Raw genomic sequence first — 14383 nt, forward strand, 5'->3', positions numbered from 1 at the left:
TAAGTTAAGCAAAGATCTTAGCGAGGTGCTCACGATAGCGTTCAATATCACGCGGCACGTCAGGTTGTTTGATCACGTCATTACAGATAAAGGTCGGCAGGCCTTCCATCCCCAGGAACTGGTTAGCCTTATGGAAATGGAGGTAAAGCCCGTCCACGCCAACGCCTTCAAAGAACTGCTGCGGATCGATAAAGGCTTCCAGCGGCGCGTTCCAGGTTAACGACAGCATATATTTCTTGCCCTGCAGCAAGCCGCCGGAACCATATTTTTTGCTGGCGTCAGAGCGGGTGCGGCCATCGCTGGCATAAAGCGAACCATGACCTTCGGTAAAGACTTCATCGATATATTTTTTCAGGATCCACGGCTCGCCCATCCACCAGCCCGGCATCTGATAAATCACCACATCATTAGCAAGGTACTTCTGCACTTCCTGCTGAATATCGTAGCCATCATCAATGCGCGTTACCTGCACTTCGTGGCCCTGATCGCGTAAGAAGGTCTCTGCCACTTCAGTCATGGTATGGTTCAGTTCCCCCCTGGAATGGGCAAATTCTTTACCCGCATCAAGAATCAAAATCTTGCTCATTATCGTTGTCGCTCCGTTGAAATTTCTGGAGCCAGTTTACGTGCGGCACAGGCAAAGAAAAATGTACGATTGATCATAACACTTTTGCGTATAGCGCAATAATCCGCAAAGAATGTGAAACAAAATTGGCTGAATCCCGCTGGCGGTTCGCGGTCCAGAATGCGCTGTTGCAGCCGCGACTAAACTGTGACATCGCCGCATCAGATAAGGTACTATCCTCGCCAAACAGATCGCCACGCGGCGCGCTGATGCCCGCCGCAACGTGAGGAATCATAATGAGTGACTTGACGCAGGATGGTGCAGAGCGTCTTGCCCTGCATAAATTTACTGAGAATGCGTACCTGAACTATTCCATGTACGTCATCATGGACAGGGCGCTTCCCTATATTGGCGATGGCCTGAAGCCGGTGCAGCGCCGTATCGTCTATGCGATGTCGGAGCTGGGCCTGAACGCCAGCGCAAAATTCAAAAAATCGGCGCGTACCGTGGGTGACGTGCTGGGTAAATACCATCCGCACGGCGACAGCGCCTGTTACGAAGCGATGGTATTGATGGCACAACCGTTCTCCTATCGCTATCCGCTGGTGGATGGACAGGGTAACTGGGGTGCGCCGGATGACCCGAAATCCTTCGCCGCCATGCGTTACACCGAATCACGCCTGTCGCGCTACGCTGAAGTACTCCTGGGCGAGCTGGGGCAGGGCACGGTTGATTTTGTGCCTAACTTCGACGGCACGTTAAACGAGCCGAAAATGCTGCCGGCGCGTCTGCCAAATATTCTGCTGAACGGCACCACCGGCATTGCCGTGGGAATGGCGACCGATATTCCGCCGCATAACCTGCGTGAAGTGGCGCAGGCCACCATTGCGCTGATTGATAATCCCAAAACCAGTCTCGACGATCTGCTGGATATCGTACAGGGCCCCGATTTTCCGACCGAAGCGGAGATTATCACGCCACGCGCCGAGATCCGTAAGATCTACCAGAACGGGCGCGGATCGGTACGCCAGCGTGCGGTATGGAAAAAAGAAGATGGCGAAGTGGTGATCACCGCGCTGCCGCATCAGGTTTCCGGCGCGCGCGTGCTGGAGCAGATCGCCGCGCAGATGCGCAATAAAAAGCTGCCGATGGTCGAGGATCTGCGTGATGAGTCCGATCACGAGAACCCAACGCGTCTGGTGCTGGTGCCGCGCTCAAACCGTGTCGATCTTGAGCAGGTTATGAACCATCTGTTTGCTACCACCGATCTGGAAAAAAGCTACCGCATCAACCTGAACATGATCGGGCTGGATAACCGTCCGGCGGTGAAAAACCTGCTGGAGATCCTCAGCGAATGGCTGGTGTTCCGACGCGATACGGTACGCCGCCGTCTGCAGTATCGCCTTGATAAAGTGATGAAACGGCTGCATATCCTTGAAGGTCTGCTGGTCGCTTTCCTTAATATTGACGAAGTGATCGAGATCATCCGCAGCGAAGATCAGCCGAAGCCGGTGCTGATGTCGCGTTTCGATATCAGTGAAACCCAGGCGGAAGCGATCCTTGAATTAAAGCTGCGCCATCTGGCGAAGCTGGAAGAGATGAAAATTCGCGGCGAGCAGAGCGAGCTGGAAAAAGAGCGCGATCAGCTCCAGGCCACGCTGGCTTCAGAACGCCGTATGAATACGCTGTTGAAGAAAGAACTGCAGGCCGATAGCGAAGCCTATGGCGATGAACGCCGTTCGCCGCTGCATGAGCGTGAAGAGGCGAAAGCGATCAGTGAGAACGAGCTGGTGCCTTCTGAACCGGTTACCGTTGTGCTGTCGCAAATGGGCTGGGTACGCAGTGCCAAAGGGCATGACATCGATCCTGCTGGACTAAGCTATAAGGCTGGCGACAGCTATCTGGCCGCCGCCCGTGGTAAAAGCAATCAGCCGGTGGCCTTTATCGATTCCACTGGCCGCAGCTATACGTTGGATCCCTCTACGCTGCCTTCAGCGCGCAGCCAGGGCGAGCCGCTCACCGGCAAGCTCACGCCGCCGCCGGGCGCGGTAATGGAACAGGTGCTGATGGAGGCGGACGATCAGCGACTGCTGATGGCCTCTGATGCGGGTTATGGTTTTGTCTGCACCTTTGCCGATCTGGTATCACGCAACCGCGCCGGTAAAGCGCTGCTGACGCTGCCGGAAAACGCCAAAGTAATGACGCCGATGGCGATTTACAGCGATGACGATATGCTGCTGGCGATCACTGCGGCTGGCCGTATGCTGATGTTCCCGGTAGGCGATCTGCCGCAGCTGTCCAAAGGCAAGGGGAATAAGATCATCTCTATTCCGTCGGCGCAGGCCAGCAGCGGCGAAGACCGTCTTGCCTGGCTCTACCTGTTACCACCAGGCAGCGCCATCACGCTCTATGTCGGCAAACGTAAGCTGACGCTGCGTCCGGAAGAGCTACAGAAATTCCGCGCCGAGCGCGGGCGTCGCGGCACGCTGCTGCCGCGTGGCCTGCAGCGTATCGACCGCGTTGAGGTGGATGCGCCGGCTCGCGTCGTTTCGGACGATAGCGAAGCCTGATAGCGCAGGGAAACCGGAGGCGACGCCCGTTAATCATGCGGCGCTCCGGTGTAATACCGGTGTGTTTTCATATAAAGCCGGTATACTTAGGCGGGAGCCACAATGAGGTCGTTATGCTGCTAATTTTACGTGTCTTTTTGGTTGTTATTTATTCAATTCTGGTTTGTGTATTTGGCTGCATCTGGTGCCTGTTTTCTCCGCGTAATCCGCGCCATGTCGCCACGTTTGGCCATCTGTTTGGCGCGCTGGCGCCGCTGTTTGGCGTCAAGGTTGAGATGCGTAAGCCTGAAGGGGCTGAAAATTACGGCAATGCAATCTACATTGCCAACCATCAGAACAACTACGACATGATTACCGCGGCGAATATCGTGCAGCCATCTACAGTTACCGTAGGCAAAAAAAGTCTGCTCTGGATCCCTTTCTTTGGCCTGCTTTACTGGCTGACGGGGAACCTGCTGATTGACCGCGATAATCGCGCCAGGGCGCATACCACCATTGGCAAGGTGGTGAATGAGTTTAAAAGAAAGCGCATCTCTTTTTGGATGTTCCCGGAAGGGACCCGCAGTCGTGGACGCGGGCTGTTGCCGTTTAAAACCGGTGCTTTCCATGCCGCCGTTGCCGCAGGCGTACCGATTATCCCGATTGTGGTCTCGACAACGCATAACAAGATTAAACTCAACCGCTGGAAAAACGGCCTGGTGATTATCGAAATGCTGCCACCGGTAGATGTTGCCGCCTTTGAGAAAGAGTCGGTGCGTAAGCTGGCTACACACTGTCGTGAACTGATGCAGGCCAAGCTTAACGAGCTGGATGCTGAAGTTGCCGAGCGGGAAGCCAGCGGCAAGATATAATTCATACGGGCCACAGCCGTGGCCCCACAGCAATTCCTGAACAACAATAAAAAACGGACCGCGTCAGCCAGGCACCGCGCGCACCGCTATGGAGTCGTTATGTCTTTCAGTCGACGTCAATTTCTACAGGCTTCGGGCATAGCCCTGTGCGCGGGCGCGTTGCCAGTTAGCGCGCGAGCAGCAGGCAATGAAACGCCATTACCGATCCCGCCGCTGCTGGAATCACGCCGGGGGCAGCCGCTGTTTCTTACGGCGCAGCGCAGCCACTGGTCTTTTTCCGGCGATAATAACAAGGTGCCGGTATGGGGTATCAATGGTCTCTATCTGGGGCCAACGGTGCGCGTCTGGAGCGGTGATGACGTTAAGCTGATTTACAATAATCGGCTAAATGAGCCGGTCGCGATGAGCGTCAGCGGCCTGCTGGTGCCGGGCGCGCTGAGCGGCGGAGCGCCGCGGATGATATCGCCGGGCGTGGACTGGGCACCGGTGCTGCCGGTGCGCCAGCGCGCCGCCACCTGCTGGTATCATGCCAGCACGCCGAACCGGATGGCACAGCATGTCTATAACGGTCTGGCGGGCATGTGGCTGATTGAGGACGAGGTGAGCAAATCGCTCCCTATTCCCAAACACTACGGCGTGGATGATTTTCCGCTGATTATTCAGGACAAACGCCTCGATAACTTTGGCGCGCCGGTCTATAACCCACCGGAAAACGGCGGGCTGATGGGCGATACGCTGCTGGTTAACGGCGTCCAGAACCCATTTGTTGAAGTATCGCGCGGCTGGGTGCGTCTGCGGTTGCTGAACGCCTCTAACGCCCGCCGTTATGAGATGGTCCTCAGTGATAATCGTCCTTTCCATGTGATTGCCAGCGATCAGGGCTTTTTGCCAGCGCCGGTGGCGGTGCAACAGCTTTCACTGGCACCCGGTGAGCGACGTGAAGTGCTGCTGGATATGTCGCAGGGTGAGGAAGTTTCCATCACCGCAGGCGTGGCGGCGGGCGTTATGGATCGGTTGCGCGGCCTGTTTGAACCCTCCAGTATTTTAACCTCCACGCTGATTTTAACCCTGCGGCCTACCGGCCTGTTGCCGCTGGTAACGGATAATCTGCCTATGCGTCTGCTGGCCGATCAACTGCTCGACGGTACGCCGATTCGCACCCGAGAACTGCGTCTGGGCGATGCGCAGCCGGGTATTAACGGCGCGCTGTGGGATATGTCGCGTATTGATATTCAGGCGCAGCAGGGCAGCTACGAACGCTGGATCGTCCATGCCGATACGCCGCAGGCGTTCCATATTCAGGGCGTAACCTTCTTAGTGAAAAGCGTCAATGGCGCGCAGCCGTTCGGCGAAGATCGCGGCTGGAAAGATACCGTTTGGGTGGATGGCGAAGTAGAACTGCTGGTGGCTTATAATCAGCCTTCGTCTGAACATTTCCCGTTTGTGTATTACAGCCAGACGCTGGAGATGGCGGATCGCGGTACGGCGGGGCAGCTGCTGGTGCAGCCGAGTCAGGTTGGCTAAGCGCATATCTGCATAGCCTGTTGGATTTTAAAAGCGCGTTAAGAAGCACTCAGCACTACAGGTGAACGCCCTCTAAAGCGATGCCTGAAGCCAAAGTGCAGGGAGACCAGGCAGAAGAGTAAAGCGTCCCGCGCCAGGGAGGGCGCGGGCCGAGCTGTCAGGGATGACGTTGTTTGCGTCTTTACGATCGGTCCGGTCTCCCTGCGGGAGCGCCAGACCTAACCGCGATTTTCATTAGACCCAACCGCGATTTTTATCAGAATCAACTGCGACTGTCAGCGGCAGCGAGTCGCTAAATCAATCATCCTCAATTCAGCTCATCCGGGTGTGGCCCCAGACGCGTACCGCGATCCATTTTCGCAATCTCGCTGATCTCTGTTTTCTCCAGGCGGAAATCAAACACGTGGAAGTTTTCCTCAATGCGCGATGGCGTTACGGATTTCGGAATAACTACCAGACCGCAATCCAGATGCCAGCGGATCACAACCTGCGCTGGCGTCTTGCCATATTTCTTCGCCAGCTGCTTAATCACCTCCTGATCGAACACGCCTTTGCCGCCCTGTGCCAGCGGGCTCCAGGATTCGGTTTGGATCTGGTGCATGGCATTCCATGCATGCAGCTCGCGCTGCTGAAGCAGCGGATGCAGCTCTATCTGATTCACTACCGGCGTAACGCCCGTCTCATCAATTAACCGCTTCAGGTGCTTCTCCTGAAAATTACAGACGCCAATGCTTTTCGCCAGCCCTTGCTGCTGCAGCGCGATCATTCCTTGCCAGGCCTCGACATAATCATCCTTCCCGGGGCAAGGCCAGTGCATCAGATAGAGATCGACATACTCCAGCTGTAATTTTTGCAGGCTGCTTTCCATCGCCTGCTGCCAGTTCAACTGATCCTCATTCCACAGTTTTGTCGTCACGAAAATATCTTCACGCGCCACATCCGTTTGTTGCAGCGCCTGACCTATCCCTTCCTCATTTTTATAAATGGCGGCGGTATCGATAGAACGATAACCCACTTCAAGCGCCTTCAGCGCCGCATCGCGCGCTTCCTCTACGCTGGCCTGCCAGACGCCGAGTCCCAGCTGCGGCATCATATTGCCGTCACGCAGTTTAATAATTGGTTGGTCTGCCATAACTTCTCCTTAATGGTGAGTTGGACCCGATAACGCTTAAGTTTAGTCGAGATATGCTGTAACGGCAGAGCCGTCCGGGACGTGGTAAAAAGTCCAATGCTCATTTCTGCCGGAAACTTGCCTGTTTCTCCAGGCCGCTGGAGAATTCTGCTGGCCAGGGGCAAACTTGCTGAAAGGTCAACTGACGTGAGTAGAGAAGATGGATCGGGAAGCGATCTGCGCCGGCCTGGCGCAAAAAGTGATTCAGCTGCGTAAAGCCGAACGCGCTGCCTTGCCTGAACTGCCAGAGGTGCAGCTGCTTTATGCTGATAATACCCTGGGCCGCACGCCGGTCATGTACCGGCCTGGCATTGTTATTCTGTTTCAGGGCAAAAAAGTCGGCTATATCGGTACTACCACCTTTAACTACGATGCCAGCAAATATCTGATGCTGACCGTTCCGTTGCCGTTTGAATGCGAAACTTTCGCCACGCCGGAACATCCGCTGGCAGGCATTATGCTGCATGTGGATATGCCAAAGCTGCAGGATTTGCTCATCGAACTTAATAATGACGAAAGCTTCCAGCCTAAGCCGTTAAACCAGGGGATCCACTCAGCCCTGCTCTCAGAAGAGCTGCTGTGTGCGACCGAACGGCTACTGGATGTAATGCAAAAAGATCGCGATGCGCGCGTGCTCGGGCCGCAAATCGTGCGGGAAATCCTCTATTACGTTCTGACCGGTCCCTGCGGCGGTGCGCTACTGTCGCTGGTTAGCCGCCATACCCAGTTCAGCCAGATAGCGCGAGCGCTGAGGCGTATTGAAAGCTGCTATACCGACAGCCTTAGCGTTGAGCTGCTGGCGGCAGAAGTGAACATGAGCGTTTCGGCGTTTCATCATAACTTTAAGGCGGTAACCAGCACCTCGCCGCTACAATATCTGAAAACTTATCGGCTGCATCAGGCGCGCAACATGATGTTGCAGGAGGGCTTAAAAGCCAGCGCGGCGGCAATGAAAGTGGGTTATGAAAGCGCTTCGCAGTTCTCGCGCGAATTTAAGCGCTACTTCGGCGTCACGCCGGGCGAAGAGATCACAAGAATGCGGCTGGCAGGCTAACCGGCCCGCCAGCCGCTAATGCTCAGGCGCGCTGACGGCGCTTTTTCCAGATAAGCGCAACGCTGCCTGCCAGACCCAAAAACAGCAGGGCGACGGGCAAAATAATCAGAATCGCCATCACCTGATCTTCATGACGCTTAATAAAGGGCACCTGACTGATACCGTAGCCGAAAGCGGTAACCATCGTCACCCACAGCAGGCCGCTCAACCAATTAAACAGCTGAAAGCGCCCATTTTGCAGGCCAGAGATGCCCGCCATGGTGGGCAACAGCGTACGTACAAAGGCCAGAAAACGGCCAACCAGCAACGCCATCAGGCCGTGGCGGTTAAACAGATGCCAGGCGCGTTGATGATATTGCGCGGGCAGATGCATCAGCCAGCTTTTCACCAGTCGGGTATTACCCAGCCAGCGACCCTGCAAATAGCTTAGCCAACAGCCGAGACTGGCGGCAGTGGTCAGAATGACCAGCGTAGGGATAAAATCCATCACCCCTTTGGCAATCATCGCGCCCGCCAGCAGCAGCAGGCTGTCGCCCGGCAGGAAAGAGGCGGGCAACAGGCCATTTTCCAGAAACAGCGTAAGAAACATAATGCCGTAAACGATCCAAACCACATCTGGATTGGCCAGCGCGGCAAAATCCTGATGCCAGAGCGCCTGAACAATCTCATGTATCACACCCATGTGCTTCCTCGTTGACTGTGGTAATCGTTTAATTGTAACTGCAAAGGGACACCCGTCTTCTGCCGAAGCATGACAAAGGGCAACCCGTTAAGTATCCGTTTAAGGTTAACGTGATGTTTACCGCTTATGGTTGGGCGATGCGCGCGAAACCGGCGGCTAAATCGTCAATCAGATCGTCGAGATGCTCCAGGCCGATATGCAACCGCACCAGGGTCCCGCTAAAATCCACGCCGTTCACCGGACGAATCGCCGCCAGTTCTTCTGGCTGATTGGCCAGGATCAGTGACTCGAATCCGCCCCAGGAGTACGCCATGCTGAAGTGATGGAAACCATCGAGGAATTCTGCCAGCTTTTCATCGCTCAGTTTTTGCGCCAGCACAAAAGAAAACAGACCACTGCTGCCGCTAAAATCGCGTTTCCAGGCTTGATGGCCAGGACACTGCGGCAACGCCGGATGATTAACGCGCGCCACTTCCGGGCGTGTCGACAGCCATTCAGCTACCGCCAGCGCGCTTTCTTGATGCTGGCGTAGGCGCACCGCCAGCGTACGCAGGCCGCGACTGGTAACATACGCGGTATCCGCATCCACCATTTGCCCCATCAGATAGGAATTTTCACGCAGGCGATCCCAGCAGCGCGCATTGCTGACGGCGGTGCCGATCATCGCATCAGAATGACCCACCAGATATTTGGTGCCTGCCTGAATAGAGATATCCACGCCGTGATCCAGCGGACGGAACAGCAAACCGGCAGCCCAGGTATTATCCAGCATAATAATCGCATCGGGCGCTTTGCTGCGTACCGCCTGCACAATAGCGGGCACATCCTGCACTTCCATAGTGATCGAAGCGGGCGATTCGAGGAAAACCACTTTGGTATGAGGCTGCACCATATCGGCGATATCAGCACCGGCAAGATGATCGAAATAGCGTGTCGTCACACCCAGTTTAGCGAGAAGCTTATTGCAGAAATCCTGGGTAGGCTCATAAACCGAACCGGCCATCAGGACCTCGTCGCCCGCTTCGACAAATGCCAGTATCGCATTGGATACCGCTGCCGCTCCGCAAGGATAAAGCGCACAGCCCGCGCCGCCCTCCAGCTCACACATTGCCTCCTGGAGCGAGAAATGCGTTAAGGTGCCACGGCGGCCATAAAACAGTTCGCCCTGCGCACGCCCGGCGGTGGCGCGTTTTTTATCGGCAACGGTAGCAAATACCAGCGAAGAGGCGCGTTGAATAACGCTGTTAACGGAGCCCTGCGTGTAACGTGGTTGTCGTCCTGCGCTAATCAGTGCGGTTTCAATATTTTTTTTCGACATGCTGCCAGCGGTCCTGCCTTACCTGTAGTGAGGCGTTAACTTACCACGTTTAGCGGGTCGGGGTTGAGAGCGAATTGCCACTATCAGACAGTAGCCAGAGAGAGAAAGGCTGACGACAATCCTTCATCGTCAGCCGGGCATTATTCTTGTCACCGCTACGGCAAAAAAACGTTGCGGCAAAACAAGCGCGCGTTACATCACACCCATCATATGCGGCAGCCACAGAGAAATGGCCGGGACATAGGTTATCAGCAGCAGCACGACAAACAGCACGCAGTAAAACGGTAGCATTGCCTTTACCACCTGCTCCATTTTCTGCTTGCCGACCGCGCTGGCGACAAACAGCACCGAACCCACCGGCGGCGTAATCAGACCGATCCCGAGATTAATCATCATAATCATACCAAAATGCACCGGATCAATGCCCAACGCGGAGGTCACGGGCAGCAGCACCGGCGTCAGGATAAGAATAATCGGTGCCATATCCATCAGCGTACCAATCACCAGCAGCAACAGATTAATGCACATCAAAATGACATATTTATTATCGGAAATGCTGGTGAAAAAATCGGTAATTAGCTGTGGCAGTTGCATAAAAGTCATTACCGCGCCGAAGCCGGAAGCAAAGGCAATCAGCACCATGACAATGGTGACGGTTTTAATGGTGCGAAACAGCAGGATATGTAACTGGCTCCATTTAAAGTCACGGTAGATAAACATGGTGACGAAAAAGGCCCACACGCAGGCGATGGCCGCTGATTCCGACGCGGTAAAAATACCGGATAGAATGCCGCCGAGGATAATCACCACGGTAAACAGGCCCCAAAAAGCGTCAAGAAAGATTTTTATAGCCTGAGGGAAGGGGATTCGTTCACCGCGCGGATAGCCGCGTTTACGCGCAAAGCCAAGGCACATCACCATCAGACATAATCCCAGCAGCAAACCGGGCACGATACCGGCGACAAACAGTGAAGAGATAGTCACTACGCCGCCGGTGGCCAGCGAGTAGATCACTGAATTGTGGCTGGGCGGGGTCAGTATTGCCTGCACGGAACCGCTGGCAGTGACCGCAGCGGCAAAGTCACGCGGATAGCCTTTCTCTTCCATTTGCGGGATCATTACCGAGCCGATGGAAGCGGTATCCGCCACCGAAGAGCCGGAAATCGCGCCAAAAAAGGTTGAGGCAACGATATTCACTAACGACAGCCCGCCGCGGATAAAGCCGACAAAAATATAGGCAAAGTTAACCAGCCGTCGGGCGATGCCGCCTTCAGCCATAATCGCCCCCGCCAGGATAAAAAACGGGATGGTCAGCAAAGAGAATTTATTAACGCCATTAGTAATCTGGATAACGACCGCCTCCAGCGGCAGATCGATCCACCACGCGCCAATAAAAGCGCTGAGTCCGACGGCAAAAGCGACCGGAAAGCCCATCAGCAACAGGATCATCAGACTGCCAATTAAGATCAGTGCGTCCATTATAAGCTCCGAATCAGTGGGTGCCGCCAAGGCTGACCAGCGGGCGCTCGGACTGATCGCCGCACAGCAGGCGTTCAATCACAAACAGAATAGTCAGCAGTGCGCCGACCGGAATGGGCAGATACATCTGACCAAAGGTGATAGCGGGCAGCGAAGCCTGAGGCTGATACCACATCGCTTCGCACAGGGCATAGCTGGCCTGAAAAATAACCAGGCAGGCGACCAGCATGAGCAGATTACTGAGCAGCGTCGCTATTTTTTGCCCGTGCGCTGAAAGACGATCGGTCACCATTGTTACGCTAATATGGGTGCCTGCCCGAAATCCTACCGGCGCGCCAATAAAGGTGAAAATAATCATGCAAACAATGGCGACCGGCTCTGGCCATGAGAGGGAATCGTTCATTACATAGCGGGCAAAAATGCCGATGGGGATCACGGTCACCATTAATAATAAAGAAACGGCGGCAATCATCATGCACAGCAGGTAGACCGCATCCATCAAACGTGAATATGCAGACATAGTGTGTTACCTGATTAGCAGCGCCACGAGGAGACGTGGCGCAAGGAAAAGGTTATTTCACCGCAGCGATTTGCTGCATTAGATCCTGGTAGTCTTTACCGTATTGATCGCGGACCGGCTGCGTCGCCTTCATAAATCCGTCGCGATCGATCTGCTGGAAGGTCACGCCGGCCGCTTTCATTTTATCCAGCGATTGCTGGTTATATTCAGCCCACAGCTTACGCTCATCTTCCTGTGCTTCTTTGCCCAGCTTGCGCAACAGGGCCTGATCCTCAGCTGAAAGTTTGTCCCAGCTGCGTTTAGAGAACAGGATCATTTCCGGCTGGATAAAGTGCCCGGTCAGGGTGTAATACTTCGCCACCGGCAGATAGTTATGAGCGACAAAGGTGGGCGGGTTATTTTCCGTGCCGTCCACCACGCCAGTTTGCATCGCGCTGAATACTTCGCTGACGCCCATCGCTACCGGGTTAGCGCCCATCGCCTTCAGCGTTGCCAGCGAAATGGCGCTATTCTGTACGCGGATCTTCATCCCTTTCAGATCCTCCGGCTTCGTTACCGGATCTTTGGTGATCATGTTGCGTACGCCCGCGTCGGTCCAGCCAAGGAACACCATGCGCGAGCGGGGATTCTGCTCAAACTTTTCCACAATCGCTTTGCCGGGTTCGCCGTCCAACACCTGGTGCATATGATTTTCATCACGGAAAATATAGGGCAGCGTCAACACGCCGGTTTCCGGTGCGATAGTCGAGACCGGTGCCAGCGAGACGCGGATCATATCTATCGCGCCGAGCTGCACCTGCTGCAGCGTTTGCTCTTCATCGCCCAGCGTACCGCCAGCATAAATTCGCATTTCCAGCCGACCATTGGTTGCCTGCTTCAGCTTTTCCCCCATATGTTCAAGTGCAACAACGGTGGGATAACCGGCAGGCTGGACTTCCGCTACCTTCAGTACCTTTGCCGAGGCGACTGTAGAAGCAAACAGCGCGGTGGATGCCAGCGACAATGCCAGCAACAGTTTTTTCATTTTCATATGATGTTCTCCTGCGCTTAAAGGGAGCCCGGTTTCTGGTCTGAAAGAGGGGAGAGTAAAGGTCAGAGGCCAGCAGGGCTGATTCACTATAAATAAATTGCGCAGGTGAAAAATTGGCGCAGATGAATTGGATGAATCCCATCACATAATTAAAACGATGTTTTAATAAATTTATACGCAGCGTCACAATTTAAAAACTAACCGCTTACATCATTCCGCCACACCGCCCGGGAAACCACAAAAGCGCGAGAAATGTTTGTAAATAGTAATGAGAACTAGTATCAATTCGCTTTTGTTTTGGTATGATCCGGAACTGTTTGAATGACTCATCTTAAGGTTGGAGAAATAGCGTGGTGACCAATGAACTGATGCAGACGGATCTCTCTGTCTGGGGCATGTATGAACATGCGGACATCGTAGTAAAAACGGTAATGATTGGGTTGCTTATGGCGTCCGTTGTCACCTGGACCATCTTCTTCGGCAAATTCACTGAACTGACCTCAGCGCGTCGGCGTCTGAAACAGGAACAGCAGACGCTGGCGGAAGCGCGTTCGCTGCGTCAGGCAGCCGAGCTCAGCGACAGTTTTCATGCACGCAGCCAGAGCGCGCTGCTGCTACAGGAAGCGCAGAATGAACTGGAGCTTTCAGCTGGTTCAGATGATAACGAAGGCATCAAAGAGCGCACCGGTTTCCGCCTGGAACGACGCGTTGCGGCTATCAGCCGTCACGCCGGTCGCGGCAACGGCTTCCTGGCGACTATCGGCTCTGTAGCACCCTTTATCGGCCTGTTCGGCACCGTCTGGGGCATCATGAACAGCTTTATCGGCATCGCTCAAACGCAAACTACCAACCTGGCGGTTGTCGCGCCGGGCATCGCTGAAGCGCTGCTGGCAACGGCTATCGGCCTGATTGCCGCTATCCCGGCGGTAGTCATCTACAATATCTTTGCGCGCATGATCGCCAGCTACAAAGCGGGCCTGGGCGATGTCGCGGCGCAGGTTCTGCTGCTGCAAAGCCGCGATCTTGACCTGGCGCGCAGCAAAAACGACGCGCAGCCGGTACAGAGTGCGCATAAACTGCGGGTAGGTTAAGCGTTATGGCGATGCGGTTAAATGACGACTTAGACAGTAACGGCGAAATGCACGAAATCAACGTGACGCCGTTTATCGACGTGATGTTGGTGCTGCTGATTATTTTCATGGTAGCCGCGCCGCTGGCCACGGTAGATGTGCGGGTTAACCTGCCCGCCTCGACCAGCGCGCCGCAGCCGCGTCCCGAAAAGCCGGTTTATCTTTCAATTAAGGCAGATAAACAGATGTATATCGGCAATGAAGCAGTGACCAAAGATAAATTAATTGAGATGCTAAATGCACAGACCGAAGGCAAAAAAGATACCACTATCTTTTTCCAGGCCGATAAGTCTGTGGATTATGAAACGCTGATGAGCGCCATGGATGCATTACGCGGCGCAGGCTATCTCAAGATTGGTCTGATGGGCATGGAAACCGCGCAAAAGTAACCGACCGGGGCAGTATGCCCCGGTAAACACCTTCTGTTTTTTGTCCCGCTTGTTTGTTACGCGCATGAATAGCGCCAAGCTTTCAACCCACTGCACTTTA

The 14383-nt window shown here is 54.6% G+C and carries 13 protein-coding genes; 6 read left to right on the forward strand and 7 right to left on the reverse strand.

Annotated features, from left to right (window positions below; genetic code table 11):
• Positions 1-4 precede the first annotated feature (4 nt).
• Positions 5-586 (reverse strand): NAD(P)H-dependent oxidoreductase, encoded by a 582-nt coding sequence (locus ACQE3Z_RS09270; RefSeq protein WP_426973492.1) that lies wholly within the window; start codon positions 584-586, stop codon positions 5-7.
• 275 nt (positions 587-861) lie between these two features.
• On the opposite strand from ACQE3Z_RS09270, the gene parC reads away from it, so the two are divergent.
• The 3 genes from parC (at position 862) to ftsP (ending at position 5510) form a co-directional block, all read left to right on the forward strand.
• On the forward strand, positions 862-3135 hold the full coding sequence (gene parC, locus ACQE3Z_RS09275) for a DNA topoisomerase IV subunit A (protein WP_426973493.1): 2274 nt from the start codon (positions 862-864) through the stop codon (positions 3133-3135).
• A gap of 113 nt (positions 3136-3248) precedes the next feature.
• Positions 3249-3986, forward strand: coding sequence for a 1-acylglycerol-3-phosphate O-acyltransferase (locus ACQE3Z_RS09280; RefSeq protein WP_426973495.1), 738 nt, complete (start codon positions 3249-3251; stop codon positions 3984-3986).
• Between the two features lie 99 nt (positions 3987-4085).
• Complete coding sequence (ftsP, locus tag ACQE3Z_RS09285; protein WP_426973496.1) at positions 4086-5510, forward strand: cell division protein FtsP; 1425 nt, start codon at positions 4086-4088, stop codon at positions 5508-5510.
• Positions 5511-5817: 307 nt separating this feature from the next.
• Here the strand turns inward: ftsP and dkgA are convergent, their stop codons facing one another.
• Entirely contained in the window at positions 5818-6642 is an 825-nt protein-coding gene (dkgA, locus tag ACQE3Z_RS09290) for a 2,5-didehydrogluconate reductase DkgA (protein WP_426973497.1), read from the reverse strand.
• A gap of 199 nt (positions 6643-6841) precedes the next feature.
• Here dkgA and ACQE3Z_RS09295 point away from each other — a divergent pair, with 199 nt between their 5' ends.
• A complete protein-coding gene (locus ACQE3Z_RS09295; protein ID WP_250650885.1) occupies positions 6842-7735 on the forward strand; it encodes an AraC family transcriptional regulator in 894 nt (297 codons plus the stop codon).
• 22 nt (positions 7736-7757) lie between these two features.
• On the opposite strand, the gene ACQE3Z_RS09300 is transcribed toward ACQE3Z_RS09295, so the two are convergent.
• From ACQE3Z_RS09300 to ACQE3Z_RS09320, 5 genes are all read right to left on the reverse strand, one after another.
• Positions 7758-8417: a DedA family protein gene (locus tag ACQE3Z_RS09300; protein ID WP_426973500.1), complete on the reverse strand. Its 660-nt coding sequence runs from the start codon at positions 8415-8417 to the stop codon at positions 7758-7760.
• A gap of 124 nt (positions 8418-8541) precedes the next feature.
• Positions 8542-9735, reverse strand: a complete 1194-nt coding sequence (metC, locus tag ACQE3Z_RS09305; protein ID WP_426973502.1) for a cystathionine beta-lyase — start codon at positions 9733-9735, stop codon at positions 8542-8544.
• A 192-nt stretch (positions 9736-9927) separates the two neighbouring features.
• Positions 9928-11214 carry a TRAP transporter large permease gene (locus ACQE3Z_RS09310; protein ID WP_426973504.1) on the reverse strand — a complete coding sequence of 429 codons (1287 nt, stop codon included), beginning with the start codon at positions 11212-11214 and terminating at the stop codon, positions 9928-9930.
• A 13-nt stretch (positions 11215-11227) separates the two neighbouring features.
• Positions 11228-11734: a TRAP transporter small permease gene (locus tag ACQE3Z_RS09315; protein WP_426973506.1), complete on the reverse strand. Its 507-nt coding sequence runs from the start codon at positions 11732-11734 to the stop codon at positions 11228-11230.
• 52 nt (positions 11735-11786) lie between these two features.
• Positions 11787-12764, reverse strand: coding sequence for a TRAP transporter substrate-binding protein (locus ACQE3Z_RS09320; RefSeq protein ID WP_426973508.1), 978 nt, complete (start codon positions 12762-12764; stop codon positions 11787-11789).
• 353 nt (positions 12765-13117) lie between these two features.
• Here ACQE3Z_RS09320 and exbB point away from each other — a divergent pair, with 353 nt between their 5' ends.
• Together exbB and exbD are read left to right on the forward strand one after the other, a co-directional pair.
• A complete protein-coding gene (exbB, locus tag ACQE3Z_RS09325) occupies positions 13118-13855 on the forward strand; it encodes a tol-pal system-associated acyl-CoA thioesterase (protein WP_426973744.1) in 738 nt (245 codons plus the stop codon).
• Between the two features lie 5 nt (positions 13856-13860).
• On the forward strand, positions 13861-14283 hold the full coding sequence (exbD, locus tag ACQE3Z_RS09330) for a TonB system transport protein ExbD (RefSeq protein ID WP_426973510.1): 423 nt from the start codon (positions 13861-13863) through the stop codon (positions 14281-14283).
• The last annotated feature ends 100 nt before the right edge of the window (positions 14284-14383 follow it).

The sequence above is a fragment of the Pantoea sp. FN0307 genome (genome assembly GCF_050113815.1).
GTDB classification, from domain to species: domain Bacteria; phylum Pseudomonadota; class Gammaproteobacteria; order Enterobacterales; family Enterobacteriaceae; genus Mixta; species Mixta alhagi.